The 19,552-nt window shown below is 62.3% G+C and carries 19 protein-coding genes; 9 read left to right on the plus strand and 10 right to left on the minus strand.

What is annotated here, in order from left to right; genetic code table 11:
- The first annotated feature begins 160 nt into the window (after window positions 1–160).
- The 3 genes from ACA027_RS14065 (at window position 161) to ACA027_RS14075 (ending at window position 3,825) form a co-directional block, all read left to right on the plus strand.
- Window positions 161–1,621 (plus strand): short-chain fatty acyl-CoA regulator family protein, encoded by a 1,461-nt coding sequence (locus ACA027_RS14065; protein ID WP_370678839.1) that lies wholly within the window; start codon window positions 161–163, stop codon window positions 1,619–1,621.
- 331 nt (window positions 1,622–1,952) lie between these two features.
- A complete protein-coding gene (locus ACA027_RS14070) occupies window positions 1,953–2,822 on the plus strand; it encodes an amidohydrolase (RefSeq protein ID WP_370678840.1) in 870 nt (289 codons plus the stop codon).
- A 25-nt stretch (window positions 2,823–2,847) separates the two neighbouring features.
- A complete protein-coding gene (locus ACA027_RS14075) occupies window positions 2,848–3,825 on the plus strand; it encodes a tripartite tricarboxylate transporter substrate binding protein (RefSeq protein WP_370678841.1) in 978 nt (325 codons plus the stop codon).
- 176 nt (window positions 3,826–4,001) lie between these two features.
- Here the strand turns inward: ACA027_RS14075 and ACA027_RS14080 are convergent, their stop codons facing one another.
- The 4 genes from ACA027_RS14080 to ACA027_RS14095 all read right to left on the minus strand — a co-directional run bounded on the left by ACA027_RS14080 (window position 4,002) and on the right by ACA027_RS14095 (window position 6,949).
- Window positions 4,002–4,919: a LysR family transcriptional regulator gene (locus ACA027_RS14080; protein WP_370682588.1), complete on the minus strand. Its 918-nt coding sequence runs from the start codon at window positions 4,917–4,919 to the stop codon at window positions 4,002–4,004.
- 100 nt (window positions 4,920–5,019) lie between these two features.
- The gene (locus tag ACA027_RS14085; RefSeq protein ID WP_370678842.1) at window positions 5,020–5,607 is read right to left on the minus strand and encodes an HD domain-containing protein; all 588 of its coding nucleotides are present in this window, start codon (window positions 5,605–5,607) and stop codon (window positions 5,020–5,022) included.
- A 178-nt stretch (window positions 5,608–5,785) separates the two neighbouring features.
- Entirely contained in the window at window positions 5,786–6,355 is a 570-nt protein-coding gene (locus ACA027_RS14090) for a helix-turn-helix domain-containing protein (protein WP_370678843.1), read from the minus strand.
- A 213-nt stretch (window positions 6,356–6,568) separates the two neighbouring features.
- Complete coding sequence (locus tag ACA027_RS14095; RefSeq protein WP_370678844.1) at window positions 6,569–6,949, minus strand: tautomerase family protein; 381 nt, start codon at window positions 6,947–6,949, stop codon at window positions 6,569–6,571.
- An 84-nt stretch (window positions 6,950–7,033) separates the two neighbouring features.
- Here ACA027_RS14095 and ACA027_RS14100 point away from each other — a divergent pair, with 84 nt between their 5' ends.
- Complete coding sequence (locus ACA027_RS14100; RefSeq protein WP_370678845.1) at window positions 7,034–7,891, plus strand: LysR family transcriptional regulator; 858 nt, start codon at window positions 7,034–7,036, stop codon at window positions 7,889–7,891.
- A 104-nt stretch (window positions 7,892–7,995) separates the two neighbouring features.
- On the opposite strand, the gene ACA027_RS14105 is transcribed toward ACA027_RS14100, so the two are convergent.
- Entirely contained in the window at window positions 7,996–8,634 is a 639-nt protein-coding gene (locus tag ACA027_RS14105; protein ID WP_370678846.1) for a LysE family translocator, read from the minus strand.
- A gap of 147 nt (window positions 8,635–8,781) precedes the next feature.
- Between ACA027_RS14105 and ACA027_RS14110 the strand changes: the two genes are divergently transcribed.
- Window positions 8,782–9,771: a LysR family transcriptional regulator gene (locus ACA027_RS14110; protein ID WP_370678847.1), complete on the plus strand. Its 990-nt coding sequence runs from the start codon at window positions 8,782–8,784 to the stop codon at window positions 9,769–9,771.
- A 391-nt stretch (window positions 9,772–10,162) separates the two neighbouring features.
- Here ACA027_RS14110 and ACA027_RS14115 read toward each other — a convergent pair whose 3' ends face one another.
- Together ACA027_RS14115 and ACA027_RS14120 are read right to left on the minus strand one after the other, a co-directional pair.
- Entirely contained in the window at window positions 10,163–11,608 is a 1,446-nt protein-coding gene (locus ACA027_RS14115) for an IS1182 family transposase (protein WP_370678848.1), read from the minus strand.
- A 128-nt stretch (window positions 11,609–11,736) separates the two neighbouring features.
- The gene (locus tag ACA027_RS14120; protein WP_370678849.1) at window positions 11,737–12,621 is read right to left on the minus strand and encodes a hypothetical protein; all 885 of its coding nucleotides are present in this window, start codon (window positions 12,619–12,621) and stop codon (window positions 11,737–11,739) included.
- Between the two features lie 153 nt (window positions 12,622–12,774).
- On the opposite strand from ACA027_RS14120, the gene ACA027_RS14125 reads away from it, so the two are divergent.
- The 3 genes from ACA027_RS14125 (at window position 12,775) to ACA027_RS14135 (ending at window position 15,545) form a co-directional block, all read left to right on the plus strand.
- Window positions 12,775–13,746 (plus strand): IS481 family transposase, encoded by a 972-nt coding sequence (locus ACA027_RS14125; protein WP_370678850.1) that lies wholly within the window; start codon window positions 12,775–12,777, stop codon window positions 13,744–13,746.
- A gap of 85 nt (window positions 13,747–13,831) precedes the next feature.
- Window positions 13,832–14,626, plus strand: a complete 795-nt coding sequence (locus tag ACA027_RS14130) for a hypothetical protein (protein ID WP_370678851.1) — start codon at window positions 13,832–13,834, stop codon at window positions 14,624–14,626.
- Window positions 14,627–14,752: 126 nt separating this feature from the next.
- A protein-coding gene (locus ACA027_RS14135; RefSeq protein WP_370678852.1) for an IS5 family transposase occupies window positions 14,753–15,545 on the plus strand; the annotation gives its coding sequence in 2 pieces (ribosomal slippage) (window positions 14,753–15,012 and window positions 15,011–15,545; 795 coding nt in all).
- Window positions 15,546–15,720: 175 nt separating this feature from the next.
- Here ACA027_RS14135 and ACA027_RS14140 read toward each other — a convergent pair.
- Window positions 15,721–16,632 carry a DMT family transporter gene (locus ACA027_RS14140; RefSeq protein WP_370678853.1) on the minus strand — a complete coding sequence of 304 codons (912 nt, stop codon included), beginning with the start codon at window positions 16,630–16,632 and terminating at the stop codon, window positions 15,721–15,723.
- Between the two features lie 269 nt (window positions 16,633–16,901).
- Between ACA027_RS14140 and ACA027_RS14145 the strand changes: the two genes are divergently transcribed.
- Window positions 16,902–17,219, plus strand: a complete 318-nt coding sequence (locus ACA027_RS14145; RefSeq protein ID WP_370678854.1) for a hypothetical protein — start codon at window positions 16,902–16,904, stop codon at window positions 17,217–17,219.
- Between the two features lie 85 nt (window positions 17,220–17,304).
- Here ACA027_RS14145 and ACA027_RS14150 read toward each other — a convergent pair whose 3' ends face one another.
- Together ACA027_RS14150 and ACA027_RS14155 are read right to left on the minus strand one after the other, a co-directional pair.
- Window positions 17,305–18,312 (minus strand): BMP family ABC transporter substrate-binding protein, encoded by a 1,008-nt coding sequence (locus tag ACA027_RS14150; protein WP_370678855.1) that lies wholly within the window; start codon window positions 18,310–18,312, stop codon window positions 17,305–17,307.
- 17 nt (window positions 18,313–18,329) lie between these two features.
- Window positions 18,330–19,319 carry a Bug family tripartite tricarboxylate transporter substrate binding protein gene (locus ACA027_RS14155; protein ID WP_370682589.1) on the minus strand — a complete coding sequence of 330 codons (990 nt, stop codon included), beginning with the start codon at window positions 19,317–19,319 and terminating at the stop codon, window positions 18,330–18,332.
- Window positions 19,320–19,552 lie beyond the last annotated feature (233 nt).

Genomic DNA, 19,552 nt, shown 5'->3' on the forward strand with positions numbered 1-19,552 from the left:
ATACCAATACACCACACCATGGTTTCACTCGGAATAAGGGCGCAGGGCCCAAAGCTTGCATTGCCAGCCGGAGCGGGCCTCAGACGCTCCACTGCAGATGGAGTTCCCCACCACAAAACAGGGTTCCTACCCCGCAGTAACTCCGTGAAGAACTAAAAAAATGGCCAAGATTTTTATGGGCGTGCGCCTGCGCTCGCTGCGCCAGGAGCGCGGCATGACCCAGGTGGCGCTGGCCCAGGCCCTGGGCCTGTCACCCAGCTATTTGAACCAGCTGGAGCAGGACCAGCGCCCCTTCACCGTGTCGGTGCTGCTCAAGGTGCACCGCGTGCTGGGCGTGGACATCCAGCAGTTTTCCGAGGATGAAGAGGCCCGCCGCCTGGCCCAGTTGCGGGACGCCGTAGCCTCCCTGCCCGGCCTGCCCCCCGTGCCCCAGCCCGAGCTGCGCGAGCTGGCGGCCAAGCTGCCCCATCTGTCCCTGGTGCTGCTGACCCTGCACCAGCGCCACCAGGAAGACCAGCAGCGCCTGGAGGCCCTGCACGATCGCCTGCATGACCACCACGACACCGCCCTGCCCGGCGCCCGCAACCTGGTGGATATGCCGCTGCGCCAGATGCCTTTTGAAGCCGTGCGCGACTTTGTCTTTGCCCACCGCAACTACTTTGACAGCCTGGACCGTGCCGCCGAGGCCATGGCCCAGCAGGCCCGTCAGCAGGGCGGTGGGCTGAGCGAGTGGCTGATCCAGCATTTGCGCAGCCGGCATGGCGTGCATGTGCTGCGCGTGGAAACCGCGGCCAACGGCCAGGCCGCACCCAACCGCCATTTCGACGCCCACAGCCGCACGCTCTACCTGTCCAGCCATTTGCAGCCCGGCCAGCAGGCCTTTCAGCTGGGCACCCAGCTGGCCCTGCTGGAACTGGCCCCCCAGATCAATGCGCTACTGGACAGCACACGCTGGCAGGACGAGGCCACGCGCCGGCTGGCCCGCATCGGCCTGGCCAACTACACGGCCGGCGCCCTGATGCTGCCCTATGGGCCGTTTTTGCAAACGGCAGAACAGCTGCGCTATGACCTGGACCTGCTGGCCCAGCATTTCGGCGTGGGCTTTGAGACGGTGTGCCACCGCCTTTCCACGCTGCAGCGCGCCGAGGCACCGGGCCTGCCGTTTTTCTTTATCCGGGTGGACCGGGCCGGCAACATCAGCAAGCGGCAATCGGCCACGCATTTCCACTTCTCCAAAACCGGTGGCACCTGCCCGCTGTGGAATGTGTACGAGGCCTTTGCCCAACCCGGGCGCATCCTGCCCCAACTCGCCGCCATGCCCGACGGGCGCGTCTATCTGTGGATTGCCCGCTGCATCACCCACGATGGCCTGGGCTGGGGCGCACCCAGCAAGACCTTTTCCATCGGCCTGGGCTGCGATGTGCAACATGCCCAGCGCCTGGTGTATTCCAAGGGCCTGGACCTGCGCAGCCTGGACGCCGCCACCCCCATCGGCATGGGCTGCAAGGTCTGCGAGCGCGGCGCCTGCCCGCAGCGCGCCTTCCCCTTTGTGGGCAAGCCGCTGCATGTGAACGAGAACGAAAGCGGGTTTGTGCCGTATGGGGCGGCGGAGAAGCATTGAGGGCGGGTTGGCAGCCTCCTTGCCACGCGCAGCCTACCGCCTCGCCGGATAGACCCGGCCTGCACAAGCAGCTCCTGCTTCGGGAGCAAGCCAACCCCAGAGCATGTTCACTACCTCCTCGCAAGGCGGCATGGCGGCCGTCCCAGGACGCCCCGCGGCAATCCATAACGGCAGCTTATGGATCTGCACCAGATTGCGACTCACTGCCTCCGCTGGACCTGCCTACAGTCATAGCCAAGCCCCAGGCACAAGCCCTTCGCCGCCCAGGTAGTGCACACCACATCCCGGCATGCGAAGCGCCTGCAGGCAATCGGCAACACAGAGACAGTCCATGACGCCCAACACCTCTCCCCCCTCTCTGGTGATCGACAGCCACGCCCATGTTTTTCTCCAGAACATGCCCTTGGCCGCAACCCGCCGCCATGCCCCGGAATTCGATGCCACCCTGGAAGCGTATCTGGCACTGCTCGATCGCCATGCCGTCACCCATGGCGTGCTGGTGCAGCCGAGTTTTCTGGGCACGGACAACCGCTTCATGCTAGACGCCATGCGCCGCCATCCACAGCGGTTGCGCAGTGTCGTGATGCTGGACCCCACCACCGACGAAACGCAGTTGGCCGCACTGAATGCCCAAGGCGTGGTGGGCGTGCGCCTGAACCTGGTGGGCCTGCCGCTGCCCGATCTGAACCACGCCGAGTGGCAGACCTTTTTGTGCCGTCTCAAGGCCTTGGACTGGCACCTGGAGCTGCACCGTGGGGCCGCCGACCTGATGCCCTTGCTGGATGCTGCCTTGCATACCGGCTGCCGCATCGTGGTGGACCACTTTGGCCGCCCGGACACCCAGCTCGCCCAGCATGACCCAGGCTTTGCCCAGTTGCTGCGGCGTGCCGCATCCGGTCGCATCTGGGTCAAGCTGTCCGCCGCCTACCGCAACGCACAAAGCGCACAACGCCCGGCCGCCGAGCGCACACCGGCCTTGCGGGAGAGCGATGCACAGGCAGCTCGCGCCTGCGCGCAGCAGTTGCTGGCGGCCTTCGGCCCCGAACGCCTGGTGTGGGGCAGCGACTGGCCCCATACCCAGCACCAGGACCTGATCGACTACGGCAGCAGTCTGGCACTGCTGGCGGACTGGGTTCCCGACGCACAGCAGCGCAGCCTGATTCTGGGGAAAACGGCTGCCGAACTGTTCAAGATTTCCTGACACAACAACCCCAAGAGGAGACACCATGCAACGACGTTCCATCGCACTTGCCGCCCTGACACTGGCCTTGGCACCACTGGCGCATGCCCAGGGTACTGCGGCCACCGCCTTCCCCGACAAGCCCGTGCGCCTGCTCGTGACCTACCCACCGGGAGGCACGGTGGATGCCGTGGCCCGCATCGTCAGTCCCAAGCTCTCGCAGATCTGGGGCCAGCCGGTGGTGATCGAGAACCGTGCCGGTGGCGGCGGCCTCATCGGCGCCCAGGCCGTGTTGTCCTCGCGTGCGGACGGCTACACGCTGATGGTCGATGCCTCCAACCACGCCCAGAACCCCGCACTGAAAAAACGCATGCCTTTCGACACCGTCAAGGAGTTCGAGGCCCTGTCGCTGATGATCAAGGTGCCCAACATCCTGGTGGTGGCTCCCGGTTTTCCGCCGCGCACCGTCAAGGAGTTGATCAGCTACGTCAACGCCAACCCCGGCAAGGTGGACTACGCCTCCTCCGGCAACGGCTCCTCACCCCATCTGGCAGCCGAGCTGTTCACGCTGAAGACCGGCATCAAGATGACCCATGTGGCCTACCGCGGCGGCGGCCCGGCCATGACCGATGTCATGGCCGGCACCGTCCCTGTGTTCTTCGCCAGCCTGGGCTCCTCGCTGCCTTTTTTGCAAAGCGGCCGCATGATTCCCTTGGCCACCGCCGGCCAGTCCCGCTCGGCCGTGCTGCCCCAGGTCCCCACCTTCGCCGAGGCCGGTGTGCCTGGCGTGCACATGTACGAGTGGAATGCAGTCTTCGCGCCCGCAGGCACACCGCCGGAGCTGGTGGCAAAGATCAGCAAGGACATTGCCACCGCCCTGAACGACCGCGAGGTCAAGGCCCGGTTGATCGCCATGGGGGCCGAGGTGATCGGCTCCACCCCCAAGGAGCTGAACCAGTTCCGCAAGGACGAGATCAGCAGATGGACTGCCCTGGGCAAGCAGGCCAATATCGCGTTGGACTGACCTGAGCCGCTTCGCGGCGTCCCCATCTGGGAGCGACGGCCTTTGCTGCGGGGCGGCCCTTGCTGGCCACCTCTGGCGGAGGCCGCGCCAGTTTCATAGGCTGCCGACTATGCCCATCGCCCTGCAAGACCAAGCAGAAGTGGATGCCCCAGCGCTAATGCCCCGTACTTGCTGGGCTACAGCAGGCCGGCCAGTTGGCTGGCGATGGTGGGGCGGCCCGAAGCCTGCCAGAGCACACTGAGCTCGAAATGCGGCAGACGTTCACCGTCACGCAACGTGGCAAATTGCACGCCACGGTGCTGTAGCACCGTGGCGGACTGGGGCAACAGCGAGGCGCCTATGCCAGCAGCCACACAGGACAACACCGTGAGCGTGCGATTGGCCTCCTGTACCACCCGCATTTCCAGCCCCATGCGCAAAAAAGCGGCAGCAATGGCCGCACGTAAGGAGGGAAGTTGCGACTCCGGAAACCACACCAGCCCCAGACGCGCCACATCCGCCAGTGAAACCCTGCCATCCGGCTCCAGCGGATAGGCCGCCGGCAGCACCGCCATCAACCGGTCACGGCGCACCAGCTTTTGCCGCACTGCCCCCTGCACAGCCACCGGGGTATGCAGCATGGCCAGGTCGATATCACCCTGCCCCAAGGCATTCACCAAGTCGGCATTGCTCATCTCTGACAACACCACCTGCGTACCCCGAAACTCCGCATGCAGCAGCTTGAGCGCGGCCGGCAGTACCTCGTACACCGCATGGGTCACAAAGCCCACACGCAAACGCCCGGTCTTGCCCTCTGCAATCGCCCTGGCATGCTGCGCAGCCGATGCGGCCATGGCCAGGCTGGCGCGTACATCATCGATCACTGCCCGCCCGGCACTGCTCAGCACCGTGCCCCTGCGTGAGCGCTCGAAAAGACGCACACCCAGCTCTTGCTCCAGCCTGCGCATGGCCTGGCTCAGCGCAGGCTGGGCAATCCCCAAGTAGGAAGCCGCAGCCGTCATGCTGCCCTGGTCCGCCACGGCCAGCAGATAACGCATGCTGCGGGTATCGAAAGGGCCGGCATGCAAGGGAGAAGAAGGTGAAGGCAAGACCATGGCAAACGGGATCTCCAAAGCAGCGTTGCAATGCATGCCACGCATGGCAGACATACCGCCGTGGCAGCGGCCAGTGTGCCTCAGCCCAGCTCGCCTGCTCTCATGTCTTGGTGTGGGTGTCAGCCTTTTCCATGCGCTGGCGCGTGTCCGCATCCACCAGCTCCCGCAGCTGGGCAAACAGCGGTGCCGCATCGGTGTAGCGCTTGCCGTAGCCCAGGTTGAAGCCGTAGTCAAAATCCGGCGGATTGCGCCCCTGGTTGTGCTGAAGAATGGTCTCCAGCTTATCCAACGCCTTGACGGCCTGGGCCTCGGGGCTGGTGGCGTCTTCATACTCCTGCCACAGCGCCAGGATGGCAGCCTGGCCGCTGGCATCCAGGCTGCGGGTGAGCTGCTGCAGATCGCGCTTTTCCTGGGCGCTCTTGTCCGGGTGTTGGGCCTTGTGGATGGCGGGAATATCACCACCAATGGCCTCGCCCAGGTCGTGAATCACACACAATTTAAGCAGCTTGAGCATGTCCAGGCCCGCCAGCTCGCGCTCAAAAGCCATGGCCATCAGGCACAGCCGCCAGCTGTGTTCGGCCGTGCTTTCGGCACGCCCGCTCGAGGTGTGGGCGCTGCGCAGCACGCTTTTCAAGCGCTCGGCCTCGCGCAAAAATTCCAGGGTGCCGCAGAGATGGGAAGAAGACATGGTCATTGTTTTTTCAACGGAAAAAGCCTGGCCCGCATGGCGCAAGTTGGCTGATTCACACAAGGCCCCGCGCACGCCCACAAAGGGCCAACAGCTTCCAGCCTAACCAAGGGCCGCAGCCCGGGCAACGAATGAAATATTCGTGCCCCTCTCCTCACCTCAGCTCACCTTCGCCAGCTCAGACCAGGGCTTCGTTGCTCACCAGCAGGCCGGTACGGCCATCAGCCAGGCCTATGCGCTCCCAGAGCACGGTGCTGGGCAGTATGGGAATGTCGGCATTGGCATTGCCGCTGGTGGCAAAGCGCACGGCCTGGCTGGGCTTGCCCTCGAACCAGCCCAGCGCTTGCAGCCGGCGCTCGGTGTCCAATATTTCCGGCGTGGCAAAGCCCTGCAGCGACCGCCCGAACCAGGCACTGGCATCGATACGCCATTCGGCCTGGCGCGCGGGCGAGAGCGTCAGCAAGGCCAACCTATGCTCGCTCACCAGGTGTACGGGAAAAGGCGCGCTTTCAATCAGGCGCCGCAAGCTGCTGTCCATGCCCAGGCTTTCATGCTGGGCCAGCATGGCCTCGATACGGACCAGGGCCTGGGGAGAAGGCAGATGCACACCAGACTCCCAGCGCGACAACATGCCCTGGGAAACGCCCAGATCTGCCGCCAGACTGGCCTGCTTGATCTGCCGCAGCACGCGAAAGCGCCGCAGCCTACGGCCCAGCCCTTGTGCATCGCTTTGCAGTTCCATTCGCATACCTTGTTCTGTTCACCCCGGAGGCCAAGGCAGGATAGCAAACCAGAGGGTGCTCTTGTCTGGCAAAGCACCATGCTTTACGCAACACCCCCTCCAACGTCAGCTTGTTTTCTGCACCCCGTCTCTCCTGGGTGAAGAGACTGCAGCATGACCCCACATTCATGCCGCAAGCTGTGCAACGCGCGCTATGCACCGCCCGGACCATCCTCCCCCTCAGGCATATTGCGCCTGGCCATGGCCCAGCGACCAGTTGGCCCGGTCCACCTCAACCAAGTTAATGAATACATCGGCCGGGCGTATGCCAGGGCTGTGGCCCAGCCGCTCCACGATCTGGCAGTACAAGGCCTTTTTCTGCGCCACGCTGCGGGTGTTGTTGGCGGTGATCTGGATCATCACCAGATCATCGCTGCGCTCCACTCCCAGATAAGACGCGCTGTAGCGGAAGTGGGCGGCATCGCACTCCGTCATGGTGGCGAACTGGTTGTCCGCTGGCACATCAAAGCATGTGTGCATGGCCTGGTGCAGGCTGTCAAAGATTGCCTGGCGATAGGCCTCTGTCTTGCCGGTGCGCAGGGTGATGTGGGTCAGTGGCATAGGGACTCCTTGGTAATGCAAACAGTCCGCATGCTATGGATTTCAAATATTTATCAAAAGCAATTTCATTGATAAACTTTTGAAATGACAAACCGCCCTTTGGACCTGGATGCCGTAGCCGCTTTTTTGCAGGTGGCGGAGCTGGGCAGCTTTACCCGCGCGGCAGAGACCATGCAAACCACGCAGGCAGCCGTGAGCCTCAAACTCAAGCGCCTGGAAGACCGGCTGGGCTGCCGGCTGCTGGAGCGCACGCCCCGCTATGTGGAGCTTTCACCCCAGGGCACAGCCTTTGTGGAGCATGCCCGCGCCCTGCTGGAGGCCAACCACCAGGCGCTGCGCGCCTTTGCCGGCGCCCGCCAGCGGCTGAGCATTGGCATCAGCGACCATGTGGCCGGGCCCGAGTTGCCGGCCTTGATCGCTCGCCTGAACGCGCACCACCCCGAACTGCTGATCGTGGTGCGCATAGGCTCGTCCGGCGACCTATTGCAAAGCTATGACCGGCGCGAACTGGACGCCGCCATCGTGCGCCTGCACACGGGCCGCACCGACGGCGAGGTGCTGGCGGAAGAAGCATTTGGCTGGTTTGCGGCCCCACACTGGCAGCCCCACGCAGGTGAGCCCCTGCCCATCGCCACGCTGGCCGAGCCTTGCGGCGTGCGCCTGATGGCGGGCAAGCTGCTGGATACCGCCGGCATGTCCTGGGCCGAGGTGTTTGTGGGCGGCGGCGTGGCCTCCGTCAGCGCCGCCGTCATGGCGGGGCTGGGCATCGCGGCCCTGGCCCCGCGCATGCTGCCCCTGGGCGCTGTGGACGTGGGCGCCAAACTGGGCCTCCCCGCCCTGCCGCACCTGCCGGTGTTGCTCCATGGCCGCGCTCGCGATGCGCTGGCAAGCGCGGCCCTGGAGCAGTTGGCCGCTGCCTACCGCAGCGCCATCAGGCCGTAATCAAGCAGTAATTGGGCAGTAAAACCGCCGCCAAGGCATAAGTGGCAAGCACAAGCAGCTATCAAAACCAAAGCCCTTTACCGCCTCTTGTGGACGGCATCAGATCAGGACCACAGCGCCCACCCCGACCAACCCGCCGCCAGCAAGCCCATGACCAGCAACATCAACAAGGACAGCAGCGCCAGCAGCCTTTGGTGGCGCTGCACGCGCGGGTGCTGGGCTGCAGCGATATAGCCGCCCAGAATCAACAAGTCCAGCCCCACCCAGATGGCGGCCAGCAGACCCAGCCGCGCCATCGGGTTATCAGCGCCATGCAAAAACTGCGGGAACAGCGCAGCAAAAAACAGAATGTCTTTGGGGTTGGCCACCGCCACCAGAAAGCCACGGCGCCAGCCACCCAGGCCAGCGGGTTTGGCGGCGCCCACCGCCGTGCTGTCGGCATTTTTGTGGAACTGCCCGGCCCAGTCCCGCAGGCCGCTGCCCGCCAGCACGATCAAAAAACCGCTGCCCGCCAAGCCCAGCCAGGCCAGAGCCTCGGGCCGCAGCACCAGCAAGCCACCCACGGCCAGCGCCGCCAGGGCCATCAACACCAAGGCTCCGCTGCTGGTGCCCAGCGCCGTGCGCCAGGCCACGCCCCGGCCCTGCTGCAGCGCCACCTGGGTGACATAGGCCACTACAGGGCCCGGGGTGGCGATCAGCAAAACAATGGACAGCACATAGGACAGCAGCAAGGCAAAGGACATGGTGGGCAGCAAAGCGAAACAATGAAACGGCCCGGATTCTGCTGCGCCTCACACGCCAGGCAAAACGCAAATAAGGTATCTATACTGTGAGTTTTACGCACAGTAAAAACGTTCTTCGCAGCCCGCCGCTGCCCAGGCTTTTGCTTTATGTCTCTACCCCCGCTGTATGCCCTGCGCGCCTTCGAGGCCGCTGCCCGCACCGCTTCCTTCACCCGCGCGGGCGAGGAGCTGCACCTCACGCCCAGCGCCATCAGCCGCCATATCCGCACGCTGGAGGAGCAGCTCCAGCGCACGCTATTCCACCGCAACGGCCCGCGTGTGGCCCTCTCCGCCGAAGGTGAGCTGCTGGCGCGCGAGCTGGCCGCAGGCTTTCGCACCATAGAGCGCGCCTGCGCCCGCATGCAGCAGCGCAGCGACGGCCTGCGCCTGAAGACTCCCACCTCGCTCACCACCCGCTGGCTGCTGCCCGTCCTGCAGGCCCACCGCCCTGCCCTGCCGCAAGAGCGCGTGCTACTGCACAGCCAGTGGATGGATGTGGACCATGTGGACTTTGACAGCGAGCCCTATGACTGCGCCGTGCTGCTGGGCCAGTTCCGCCATCACCCGTGCTGGCACAGCCTCAAGCTGATGGAAGAGTGGCTGCTACCCGTATGCAACCCTTCCGTGGCCGCGCAACTGCCGCCACTGGCTCCCCATGCCGGCGCCGGTGATGCCACGGCCCAGGCTGCCCAGTTGCTGCAGCAGCTGGGCCAAACACCCGCCCCGATCACCACCATCCACCCCTCGCCCGACCACCGCGACTGGCGCCGCTGGTGCACTGGCCTCGGTTTGCACATGGACTTCAACGCCCCCTCCGCCCTGGTGTTCGACACCCTGGAGCAAGGTATGGCCGCCGCAGCCCAGGGCCATGGCGTCAGCATGGCCGACCTGGCCCTGGCGGCCGATGCCCTGCGCAACGGCCAACTGGTGGCCGCCGTGCCCATCGCCATGGCCACCGGCGACGGCTACCACCTGGTCTGGCCACGGGACAGCGCACATGACGGAGCCATCCGGGCGCTGGGCCGCTGGCTCAAGGCCCGGGTGCCACGGGTCAAGGACTTGGGGGTTGGGTTGTGGGGAGCGCAGGCCAAGGGCTGAGCGCGGGCTAGTTTGGGTACTCAAGCACCGGAGGCCTAGGTCTGCTGTGCAGCGATTGCCGCTGCTCGCAGCCGCGTCGAGACTTATCAGTCTTCGCTCCATAACGGCCATCCGAGCATTGATGCTGGCGACTGCCCTACGACTGGTATCAGGTGAGCAACGGACAATGGCTGCGGATAGGTCGTTGGATGTCCGCTGTCACCTCGTGCGAACAGGAGCTTGCGACCGAGGCTGTGTGGAAACTCAAAAACTTCACCGGCATCTCAGCCAATGGGTCAACAAGCTCTTGCATTTCGTGGTGTTGAAGATTTTTTCCCTCAAGAACGACCTGTCCCCTCCCAATCGGGCATCCAACGCCGTTTCTGACTCCAATTTCACCCTTTAAAAGGGCTCACCTGCCTACCAGACGCATTGCAGCCATGGTTCTTGCGAACCCAAGAATTCCAAGCACTCGCTTAAGGTTGTAGGCCAGCACATTCAAGCTCATCTCGGTGCTCACATTCGGCAGCCGCCTGGTTAGGAAGTGCGTGTACCCCATCCAATGCTTGAGCGTGCCGAACACATGCTCCACCGTCCGCCTTCTCACCATCATGGCGTCAGGCATTTGGTCCAAACGCTGCTGCGCTCGCTCCACGACGTCTTCGTGCTCCCATCGACTGATGCGGCGGTAATCGCTGGGCGTGCACTGGGATTTGATTGGGCATTGTTTGCAAGCGCTGCTCCAGTAGCGTCGCATTTGCAGACCTGCCTCCTCGCGGGTGAAGCGGTAGATGGCCCGCTGTCCTGCGGGGCACTGGTATTCGTCATCTTTCTGGATGTAGATGAAGTCTGAGCGATCGAAGCGGCCTTTGGCACGCGCACCAGATGTATTGGGCTTGGGAAGAATGGCTGCTACACCAGTGTCTTCGCATGCTTTGATCTGCTCACCACTGTAATAGCCACGGTCCGCAATGGCTTGCAGCTTGCGTTTGCCCATGGCCTTGCGTGCAGCCAGTGCCATGGAAGCAAGAGCACTTCTGTCATGGCCTTGATTGATCACTTCATGGGCGACGATCAGATGATGTTTGGCATCTACCGCTACCTGAACGTTATAGGCCACCATGCCAGAGCCTCGGCCACTGGTGGCCATGGATCTGGCATCTGGGTCTGTTGTTGATAGCTGCTTGTCCGGCTGCTCTTTGAGTTGTTCCTTCACCTCATCGAGTGCCTGCATTTGTTTGCGCAGCAAGGCTATCTTGTCTTGGAGTCGGGTGGTCCGCGCCTCAAGCTCCGCAGGCTGCGTGCGATCTGCTGTATCCAGATCTGCCAGGTAGCGCTGAATGCTTTCTTCGATCTGCTGTTGGCGCTTGTCAATCTTGCCCAAGGTGAAGTTCTTGTCACGAGTGTTGACGGCTTTGAACTTGCTGCCATCAATCGCTACCAGAGCCTTGGTAAACAGCTTCAGATCACGACACAGCACTACGAACCGGCGGCATACATTGCGGATGCCTGCGCCGTTATCTCGACGGAAATCAGCGATTGTTTTGAAGTCAGGTGACAAACGGCCAGTGAGCCACATGAGCTCCACATTGCGCTGCGCTTCACGCTCCAGGCAGCGGCTGGATTGGATGCGGTTGAGATACCCGTAGATGTAGACCTTGAGCAGTACCGCAGGGTGATAAGCCGGGCGACCTGTGGCTGCAGGTGTTGCCCCATCAAAGCCCATCGAACACAAGTCCAGTTCTTCAACGAACGCATCGACAATGCGCACGGGATTGTCTACACCCACAAAGTCATCGAGACACTCGGGCAGCAAGGTCACTTGCTCGCGGGCCTGGCCTTCAATGAATCGCTTCATGGGTCACCTCGCTAAAACCGGGTGCTGTGATTTTAAATTTTGAAGCGTGAGCGGCCAAGCGTTTTCACACAGCCTCGACCCAAAGCAGACTTTTCGCCTCCAAAAATGAAGCATGCCGTTGGCAACTGCTAAGGCGCTACCCGTTGTCTGATCTGAGGCGCCTCGACGGCATGCATTGGAACCAAGTTGAAATTGCAATCTTCAGCAGAAAGCCCGTTGAGCTTTAACAGCATGATTGCTTGGCCCTTTTGTACCAAATCATCAAGCATTGCTTGCTCTAATTTTTCAAAATGCGAGAGCATATGGGTGAACCCTGACAGAACATCATCACAATCTTTGAAAAGCTGCGCTTTTGACTCTGCCACCGTGCGTATGTTTAGCATTTGAATGTTTGAATGGGCTGCCTCAGTGTTCCGCTGTGTGTTGACTAGAGCCATATGGTCCATCGCGCAATGCTCGAATTCAAGGCACAGATCAAAAGGGTGCGCCAGGGTGCCAACCATAGAGATGCTATGCGGCTGCTTGCCATTTTCCTTTTTGCAACTTGGACACGGTGATTCGAGTAATGCACCGAGAGCCATGCGCTGGTACTGCTTTTCGGGAACTTGAGTGCAGTAGAGCAATTGCTTGATAACCACCTCGCAGAACCTTGCTGCGTAAAGGACGACTTCGTTATATATGCGAAGTCGCTCAACCTCCGCATCTACCTCATTATGGTTGATTGATTCAGAGTTTGTGTACTCATGCCAAAGATTGACGATACGCCCCAAAATCAATCCAAGTGTTGCCCCGCTGAATGTATACGGATTGCTGTAGCCGCTTTGCCCTCCCTTATCGCTTTCTGGTGGAAGTGAAAGAAATCCCTTTTGAGTAAGCCATGCCCGCATCTCTGTAGCAAGAGGCAGAAAGTTGGCCCCAACAATATTGCTGCCTTTCCAACGAAAGCAGTGAGGTCTATACGCCCAGGGATGATGTGCGCCATGCCAATCGCGCTTGGGAAGTTCTTGAGTCATGCTTGAAGGAAGTCTATACAGAAGGAACGCCACCTTGAAGAGTAGTTGTCGCATCCCGGATGATTGCATATACAAAAATCGTTATCCGCTGTTCATTGCTCGCGATGTGCTTCGTGAGCTTGTACAGTCCCTGCAATCAACAGGGAGCCTGTGATGCAAATTGATTTACACAAGAATGCCCGCACCACACCCGCTGTGCGTGCCGAGATCGCAAGCAGCAATGAGCCCGCACGTGTACTGGCACAGCGCCATGGCATTACCGAGCAGACGGTCTATAAATGGAAGAAGCGCGATAGCGTGCAAGACCGCTCTCACACTGCACACCATTTACAGACACAGTTGACGTCTGCGCAGGAGATCGTGGTGGTGCATCTGCGCCGGGCCTTGCTGTTGCCACTGGATGACTTGCTGGCCGTCACCCACGAGTTCATCAGCACCAAGGTCTCGCGCTCGGGCCTGGACAGGTGTCTGCGCCGCCATGGCGTTGGCAATCTCAATGCATTGAAACCTGCCGTGCCTGCGCAGCCTCACAAAGCCTTCAAAAGCTATGTTCCGGGCTTCGTGCACATGGATGTGAAGTACCTGCCGCAGATGCAGGATGAAACCAAGCGCCGCTATCTGTTCGTGGCCATTGACCGTGCCACGCGCTGGGTGTTTGTGCGGGTCTTTGTCAACAAGACGGCAGCCAGCGCCAAGGCGTTCTTGAAAGCTTTGCACAAAGCCTGTCCGATCAAGATCACCAAGCTGTTGACCGATAACGGCAAGGAGTTCACGGATCGCCTCTTTGCCAGCCGTGAGCGCGAGCCCAGCGGCAATCACGAGTTCGACGTGCTGTGTGAGCAGCTAGGCATTGAGCACCGCCTGACCAAGCCCAGGACACCGAAAACCAATGGCATGGTGGAGCGCTTCAATGGGCGCATTGCCGATGTTCTCAAGACCCATCACTTCAACAGTGCCGAGGACTTGGAGCAAACGCTGCTGCGCTACGTGGCCTTGTACAACCACCAACTGCCGCAGTCAGCCTTGCAAAGCAAAACACCCATGCAGGCCATGAAAACGTGGCACCAAACGCATCCAGATCTGTTCAATAAGCGACCATATGATCGTCCGGGATGCGACACGTAGCCAACCGCAATGCGTGCATTGCTAATAAGTTTTCAGTAGACCTGCATGGCAGCTATATGCTCACTGACTTTTGGGAGATGCTTTAATGCTGATCGTTAATCTCACGCCGGACGCACTGGCTGATGTGCTGCTGTTGGGCGGCCATGCCGCTGCTGTGGAGAACTTTCTTCTGACAAATGACGAGGATGCACCTGTTTACCCGGAAGCTCTCGTTCATGTTGAAGTTGCACGAATGCTGCGCGAGAGGCTGAACTTCAGCTCAATCGAACTAGAGGCGACAACAGAGAGGCTTGTTTGCGCAGCGAGCGGCCGATCTCCAGGTGATCCAGATTTTCCAGATATTGGACGTGACGGCAAGTTCGACATCGTCTGCTGGAACGGCTTCGTTCCTCAGGTCTTTGTGGAAGTCAAAGATCAGATTTCCGGAGCAGACGATGGGATTGTGGCCGACATGCTTCGAATGCAGTCGATGCTTCAGATCGTGCATCGCTGGGGTCCAAGAGCTCCCCACACAAAGGTATCCAGGTATGCCGCAGTTCTCTATTTCGTGGGAAAGAACACAGACCAATATAAAAAGAAAAGGCACTTGGCTTCGCAATTCATACCGTTCGCAAATCGAAGCGTTAACACGACTGTGCGTAACATAAGACGAGTTGTTGATTCATCGCGGTTCGACTTACTCGTGAAAAAGACAAGGGTGCATGATTCGGCGAAAGATGCCCCGCCCAATCTGGAGCTCGTAGGCACCGCTGAGGAAGAAACTGTTTCCGGCTCAGAGCAGCTCACATACTGTGTTGTATGTGTTTTGCGAGAAAGAAATCGGGAAACCACAGTCACCGATGAAACCTCTGCAGTGGGATGCGGTGAATTGGTCCGATAGCGATACCCATAGCGCCCCCTAAAGGCGTCTGAGGGCACCGCAGTCGATTGGCTGTTTGGGGCCGGCAGCACCAGTTCGCAGCTTAGAGCGTGTTCAAAGTCTCGCCAGATGTGAGAAGCTCGCAGGATGAGAAAAGGCTACCCCAGCGATATCAAGCGCGAGCAGTTCGAAGTGATCCGGCCCATGCTGGAGAGTGCACGCAAAAGGACGGCCCCACGCAAGGTGGAGCTTTACGAGGTGTTCTGCGCCGTGCTGTATCTGCTGCACACGGGCTGCCAGTGGCGAGCGCTGCCCAGCGACTTTCCCAAGTGGCGCACGGTGCATTCGTACTGGGCGATCTGGAGCGAGCCCCGCGAGGGTGGCAGCCTGCTGGAGCAGGCTTTAAAAAAATCAGGTTGGCGTGGCCCGCGAGAAACTGGGGCGCAACGCATGCAGCGCGTTCTTGATCGTGGACGCGCAGAGCGTGAAGAACACGAACACGGCAGGGCTGAAGGGCTATGACGCGGGCAAGAAGGTCTGTGGGATCAAGCGTCACATTGCGGTGGACACCCAAGGGCTGCCACATGCCATTGCGGTGACCACGGCCGAGGTAACGGACCGCAAAGGTGCCCTGCAGGCCCTGCAGCGCTGTAAGCGGACGCTGGGCCGAGTGCAAGGCGTGCTGTGCGACAGCGGCTACGTGGGCCAGCCCTTTGCGCAGGGCGTACAAGAGATTCTGGGCGAGCACGTGACGGTGCAAATCGCCAAGAGGAGCGAGATGCACAGCTTTAAGGTCATGCCCAAGCGCTGGGTAGTGGAGCGCAGCTTCGCCTGGCTGGAGAAGAACAGGAGGTTGTGGAAAAACTGCGAGCGTTGGCTCAACACCAGCTTGCAGTTTGTCCAGCTGGCGTTCTTGGGGCTCTTGCTCAGGAGACTTTGAACACGCTCTTAGAAGAGCTGTCGTTCAGGTTGTCTGGGGCACTGCGATGCAGCCAGCTTCCGGTTTGAGGTGAACAGCGGACGTCTACTCAGATAGCAGGTCAACGTCTGGTATCGGCGGCAGCGGTCACAGGCTTGCCAAATCTCAGCGGCTGCAACCAGCCTGAAGCCGCCCCTCACCTCCTCCCCCAATTCATCACCCCTGTCCCCACCACTGCCATGGCCCCGCCTATGAGCATGGAGGCGTCTATGGATTCGCCCAGCAGCAGGGCCGAGATCGCCACGCCAATCACCGGCACCAGGGTGATGTAGCCGGAGGCCGCGCCTGCGCCCAGGGCTTTGACGCCGTCGAAGTACCAGGCATAGGCCAGGGCCGTGGCGCCCCAGGAGAGGAAGAGCAGCGCGCCCCAGGCGGTGGCGTTGCTGTGCACGGCGGCCTGCAGGCCGGCCGGGCCTTCCACCACCAGGCTGGTCACCAGCAGCAGCACGGCGCCTATGGTGCTGGTGATGGCGGTGGTAGAGAGGGCATCCACCCCGGCCAGCAGCACCCGGCCCAGCAGGGTATAGGCCACCCAGCAGACCACACAGCCCAGGATGAGCAGCTCGCCCAGGCCCACCTGGCCCTGCAGCAGGTCTTGCGGCCGGCCGTGGGAGATGACCACCACCGCCCCCACGGCGGCCAGCAGCATGCCCAGCACAATGGTGCGGTTCAGCCGCTCCTTGAAGATCCATACGGCCAGCGCCAAGGTGACCACGGGGTTGAGCGTGATCACCAGCGCCGCCTTGCCGGCCGGCAAATACTGCAGGCCCGACAGAAAAAAGGCCGCATAGCCAAACACCCCGGTGGCGCCGGCTGCGGCCATGCCCAGCCAGCGCTGGGCGCTCCAGTTTTTGAGCTGTGCAAAGCCGCCTGCCCAGTACATCCAGGGCAGCAGCACCAAGGCCGCCAGCACAAAGCGCAGGCTGGCGCCCGCCAGCGGCGGCATGTTTTGCGCAATCACCCGGCCCGCAGGCCAGGAGGCACCCCACAGCAGGGCCATGCCCAGCAGGCGCAGATGGGGTCCAAATACACGTTGTTGCATTTCCATGGCGCAGCACTATGCCGCAAGCCAGGCCATCCATCCGGCATGGCGGCGACAGTGCCGGCAGCACTGAGGCTTTTTACCCCTCTCAAAAATTCAAGGATTTTTGGCTGGCAACGCAATACCCATCTACGTAGACAGCTCCTGAAATAAAAGCATGGGGAATAGCAAGCACCAGCTTGGTGCACAAGCACGTAGACTGTGTTGTTCCTCCTGTCCGGCCACTGCCCGCCAAAGGCCGGACGGTTCTTTATCCCCTTACAAGGAGAGAGTCCATGTCGACCCCACGCATCCAGGAAAAAGATCTGCTGAGCACCGCAGAGATGGAGCTGTTCAATCTGAGCCAGTCGCAGTCCGTGATGGCCCAGCGCAGCCCGGCCCAGCTGCGTGACAAGATCACGCGTGCCCGCGGCCTGCGTGACCGCGCACGCACCCTGTACCGCAAGCAGGTGGGCCACACGCTGGCCACCACCAGCACCAAGCGCGGCTTTACCGGCCTGGCCAATGAGCGCACACGCCAGAAGGCTGAGGTGCTGGATGGCGTGGTCACCCGCCTGAGCGCTGCGCGCGAGCAGCTGCTCGAAGCCGCCTGAATGGCCGATCGGGCCTGAGCCCCTTGCAGCACCGGCCTGGCCAGTCTGTCTACCAAGTCCAAGGAGCGTGAAAGCGCTCCTTTTTTTATGGCAGCGGCTTGGCTGCAGCCGGGCTGCCGGGGGCTGCACCCCTGCCGGCCGGCACCAATGCCGGCAAGGGATGCTCGGGGCCGTCATAGACCAGCTCCAGCACCACGTCACCACGCAGCAGGCGCTGCGCCCAGTCGTCGATGGCGGCGCGGTCCTCGGACCCCACGCGGTCGGCCATGTCCAGGCGCACCAAGGCCGGCTCCTCCAGCCCGAAAGCACGGTAGCCCCCCAATGGCAGTTGGCCACGGCCATGGTCTGCAATGGCGCGCAACACGGCCTCGCCGGAATCGCAAATAGCCGAGGCGATGAACACCTGCGGGTCGCGCTCCACCCAGGGCAGCACATTGCCGATCTGGGCAATTCCATGCTCGCGGCAGGCCGCGCTGACGCCGGGGCGGCCGCCGTCGATCATGGCAAACAGCACATCCAGCCCGGTTTGCACCGCCATGTCCTGCACGCACTGGCGCGCCCAGTCGGGCTGGTGCTGGTGGCCACAGAACTGTGTGATGAGTGGCCCGGCAAAGCCGGCGGCGCGCAGGCCATGGGCATAGGCCGCCCGCCCACGCAGCCCCGGCGGCACTTTCTCGCCCGAAAAATGCCCCACCACCTGGCTGCGGCTGAGTCGGGCCGCCAGCACCCCCGCCAAAAAGGCCGATTGCTCCTGCAGCACCTCGTAACGCGCCACATTGGGCGCCTGCAGACTGCCCTGGGTCACCGCAAAGGCCTGCCGTGGAAACTGCGGCGCCAGCAAGGCCACGGGGCCGTCACCCTGGCCGCCATGGGCCACGATGAGCGCATAGCCTGCGCTGCACAGCGCCTGCATCTCCTCGGCACGCTGCGCGGCCGACTGGCCGGCCACCCAGTGCACATCGACCGCATAACCGGCAGCCTGGGCGCGCCGGGCGCCCAGCAGGCCGGATTCATTGAAGCTGCCCTGGCCTTGCGGGCCAAACAGCACAACGGCATGGCGCGCCGTGCGCGGGCTCAGGTTTGATATGCCCATGGCGCTCTCCCGCCCGCTCACAAGGTGGCCCCTGTGCGCTGGGCAATACGGCCCCAGGTGGCGGACTGTGCAGCCACCAAATGGGCGAAGGCCGCTGGCTCCATATCCTGGGTGGCAAAGCCCTGTGCCTGCAGGGCCTGGGCGATAGCGGGGCGCAGGCAGGCTTGGCGCACGGCCTGGCTGATGCGCGCGGCCACCCCGGCCGGCACGCCTGCGGGTGCAGAGATGCCGACGTAGTTTTCAGACTCCAGCTGCGCATAGCCCAGCTCGGCCACCGTGGGCGTGTTGGGTGCCTGGGGCACGCGCCGCGCCGAGGTGACGGCCAGCAGCTTGATGCGGCCTTGCTGCTGCAGCGGGATGTTCTGCGGCAGGGCATCGACCGCCATGCGAATCTGGCCACCCAGCAAATCGCTGCGCATAGGGCCGGCCCCCTTGTAGGGCACATGCTGCAGTTTCAAACCCAGGGCCTGGGCAAACTGCTCCCCCACCAGATGGCCGACAGAGGCGGCACCACCGCTGCCAAAGGGCAGTGCCCCGGGCTGTGAACGAATCCAGGCCGCCAGCGCCTCGATACTGTGGGCGGGCACCGATGGGTGCAGGGCAAACACGGTTGGCACGGCGCCTATATAAGCCAGGTGGACAAAGCTGCGGCTGGGGTCGTAGCTGCGTTTTTCCAGCAAGGAAGGCGCAATCGACAGCGCTGCCGAGTTCGAGGCCAGCAGGGTGTAGCCGTCGGCGGGGCTTTGCGCCACCTGCTGCGCGCCAATCGACGAGCCCGCCCCCGGTTTGTTCTCGATCACCACGGGCTGGCCCAGTTGCTCGCCCAGCGCCGGGGCAAGCAAGCGCGCCACCAGATCACTGGAGCCACCCGGTGGGAATGTGACCACCAGCTTGATGGGCTTGCGGGGCCAGTCGGTGGTGGCCGCCGTGGCGGCCCAGCTCAAGGGGGTGGCAGCCAAGGCACCCAGCAGGGTGCGGCGGCGCAGGGATGGGGTGTGCGTGGGCATCATCAAAAGAACCGGCAGCGCCCCCTGCCCTGTGCCGGGTTGGCTGCCGCTTTATCGCCTTATGGTTTCAAGCAAGAGGCCTCCAATCTAGGGCGCCAGGCCTTTGGCGCCAAAACAATTTACGCATATGCGTATACGTACATCTTCCTTACGCGCAGACGCATTTTCGGACCATGCCTGGGGCCCTTCATGGTGCGGGGCATCGCCACAGCCAGTCTGAGGGGCCGCGCCCG

The organism is Comamonas sp. GB3 AK4-5, assembly GCF_041320665.1.
Classification (GTDB): Bacteria; Pseudomonadota; Gammaproteobacteria; order Burkholderiales; family Burkholderiaceae_C; genus Comamonas.

Excerpts from the sequence above, each read along its gene's own strand:
- ACA027_RS14065 (WP_370678839.1), top strand. The coding sequence starts at position 161 with ATGGCCAAGATTTTTATGGGCGTGCGCCTGCGCTCGCTGCGCCAGGAG.
- ACA027_RS14075 (WP_370678841.1), top strand. The coding sequence starts at position 2,848 with ATGCAACGACGTTCCATCGCACTTGCCGCCCTGACACTGGCCTTGGCA.
- ACA027_RS14130 (WP_370678851.1), top strand. The coding sequence starts at position 13,832 with ATGCTGATCGTTAATCTCACGCCGGACGCACTGGCTGATGTGCTGCTG.
- ACA027_RS14100 (WP_370678845.1), top strand. The coding sequence starts at position 7,034 with ATGACAAACCGCCCTTTGGACCTGGATGCCGTAGCCGCTTTTTTGCAG.
- ACA027_RS14140 (WP_370678853.1), bottom strand. The coding sequence starts at position 16,632 with ATGGAAATGCAACAACGTGTATTTGGACCCCATCTGCGCCTGCTGGGC.
- ACA027_RS14105 (WP_370678846.1), bottom strand. The coding sequence starts at position 8,634 with ATGTCCTTTGCCTTGCTGCTGTCCTATGTGCTGTCCATTGTTTTGCTG.
- ACA027_RS14120 (WP_370678849.1), bottom strand. The coding sequence starts at position 12,621 with ATGACTCAAGAACTTCCCAAGCGCGATTGGCATGGCGCACATCATCCC.
- ACA027_RS14125 (WP_370678850.1), top strand. The coding sequence starts at position 12,775 with ATGCAAATTGATTTACACAAGAATGCCCGCACCACACCCGCTGTGCGT.
- ACA027_RS14085 (WP_370678842.1), bottom strand. The coding sequence starts at position 5,607 with ATGTCTTCTTCCCATCTCTGCGGCACCCTGGAATTTTTGCGCGAGGCC.
- ACA027_RS14080 (WP_370682588.1), bottom strand. The coding sequence starts at position 4,919 with ATGGTCTTGCCTTCACCTTCTTCTCCCTTGCATGCCGGCCCTTTCGAT.
- ACA027_RS14155 (WP_370682589.1), bottom strand. The coding sequence starts at position 19,319 with ATGCCCACGCACACCCCATCCCTGCGCCGCCGCACCCTGCTGGGTGCC.
- ACA027_RS14070 (WP_370678840.1), top strand. The coding sequence starts at position 1,953 with ATGACGCCCAACACCTCTCCCCCCTCTCTGGTGATCGACAGCCACGCC.
- ACA027_RS14115 (WP_370678848.1), bottom strand. The coding sequence starts at position 11,608 with ATGAAGCGATTCATTGAAGGCCAGGCCCGCGAGCAAGTGACCTTGCTG.
- ACA027_RS14090 (WP_370678843.1), bottom strand. The coding sequence starts at position 6,355 with ATGCGAATGGAACTGCAAAGCGATGCACAAGGGCTGGGCCGTAGGCTG.
- ACA027_RS14110 (WP_370678847.1), top strand. The coding sequence starts at position 8,782 with ATGTCTCTACCCCCGCTGTATGCCCTGCGCGCCTTCGAGGCCGCTGCC.
- ACA027_RS14095 (WP_370678844.1), bottom strand. The coding sequence starts at position 6,949 with ATGCCACTGACCCACATCACCCTGCGCACCGGCAAGACAGAGGCCTAT.
- ACA027_RS14150 (WP_370678855.1), bottom strand. The coding sequence starts at position 18,312 with ATGGGCATATCAAACCTGAGCCCGCGCACGGCGCGCCATGCCGTTGTG.
- ACA027_RS14145 (WP_370678854.1), top strand. The coding sequence starts at position 16,902 with ATGTCGACCCCACGCATCCAGGAAAAAGATCTGCTGAGCACCGCAGAG.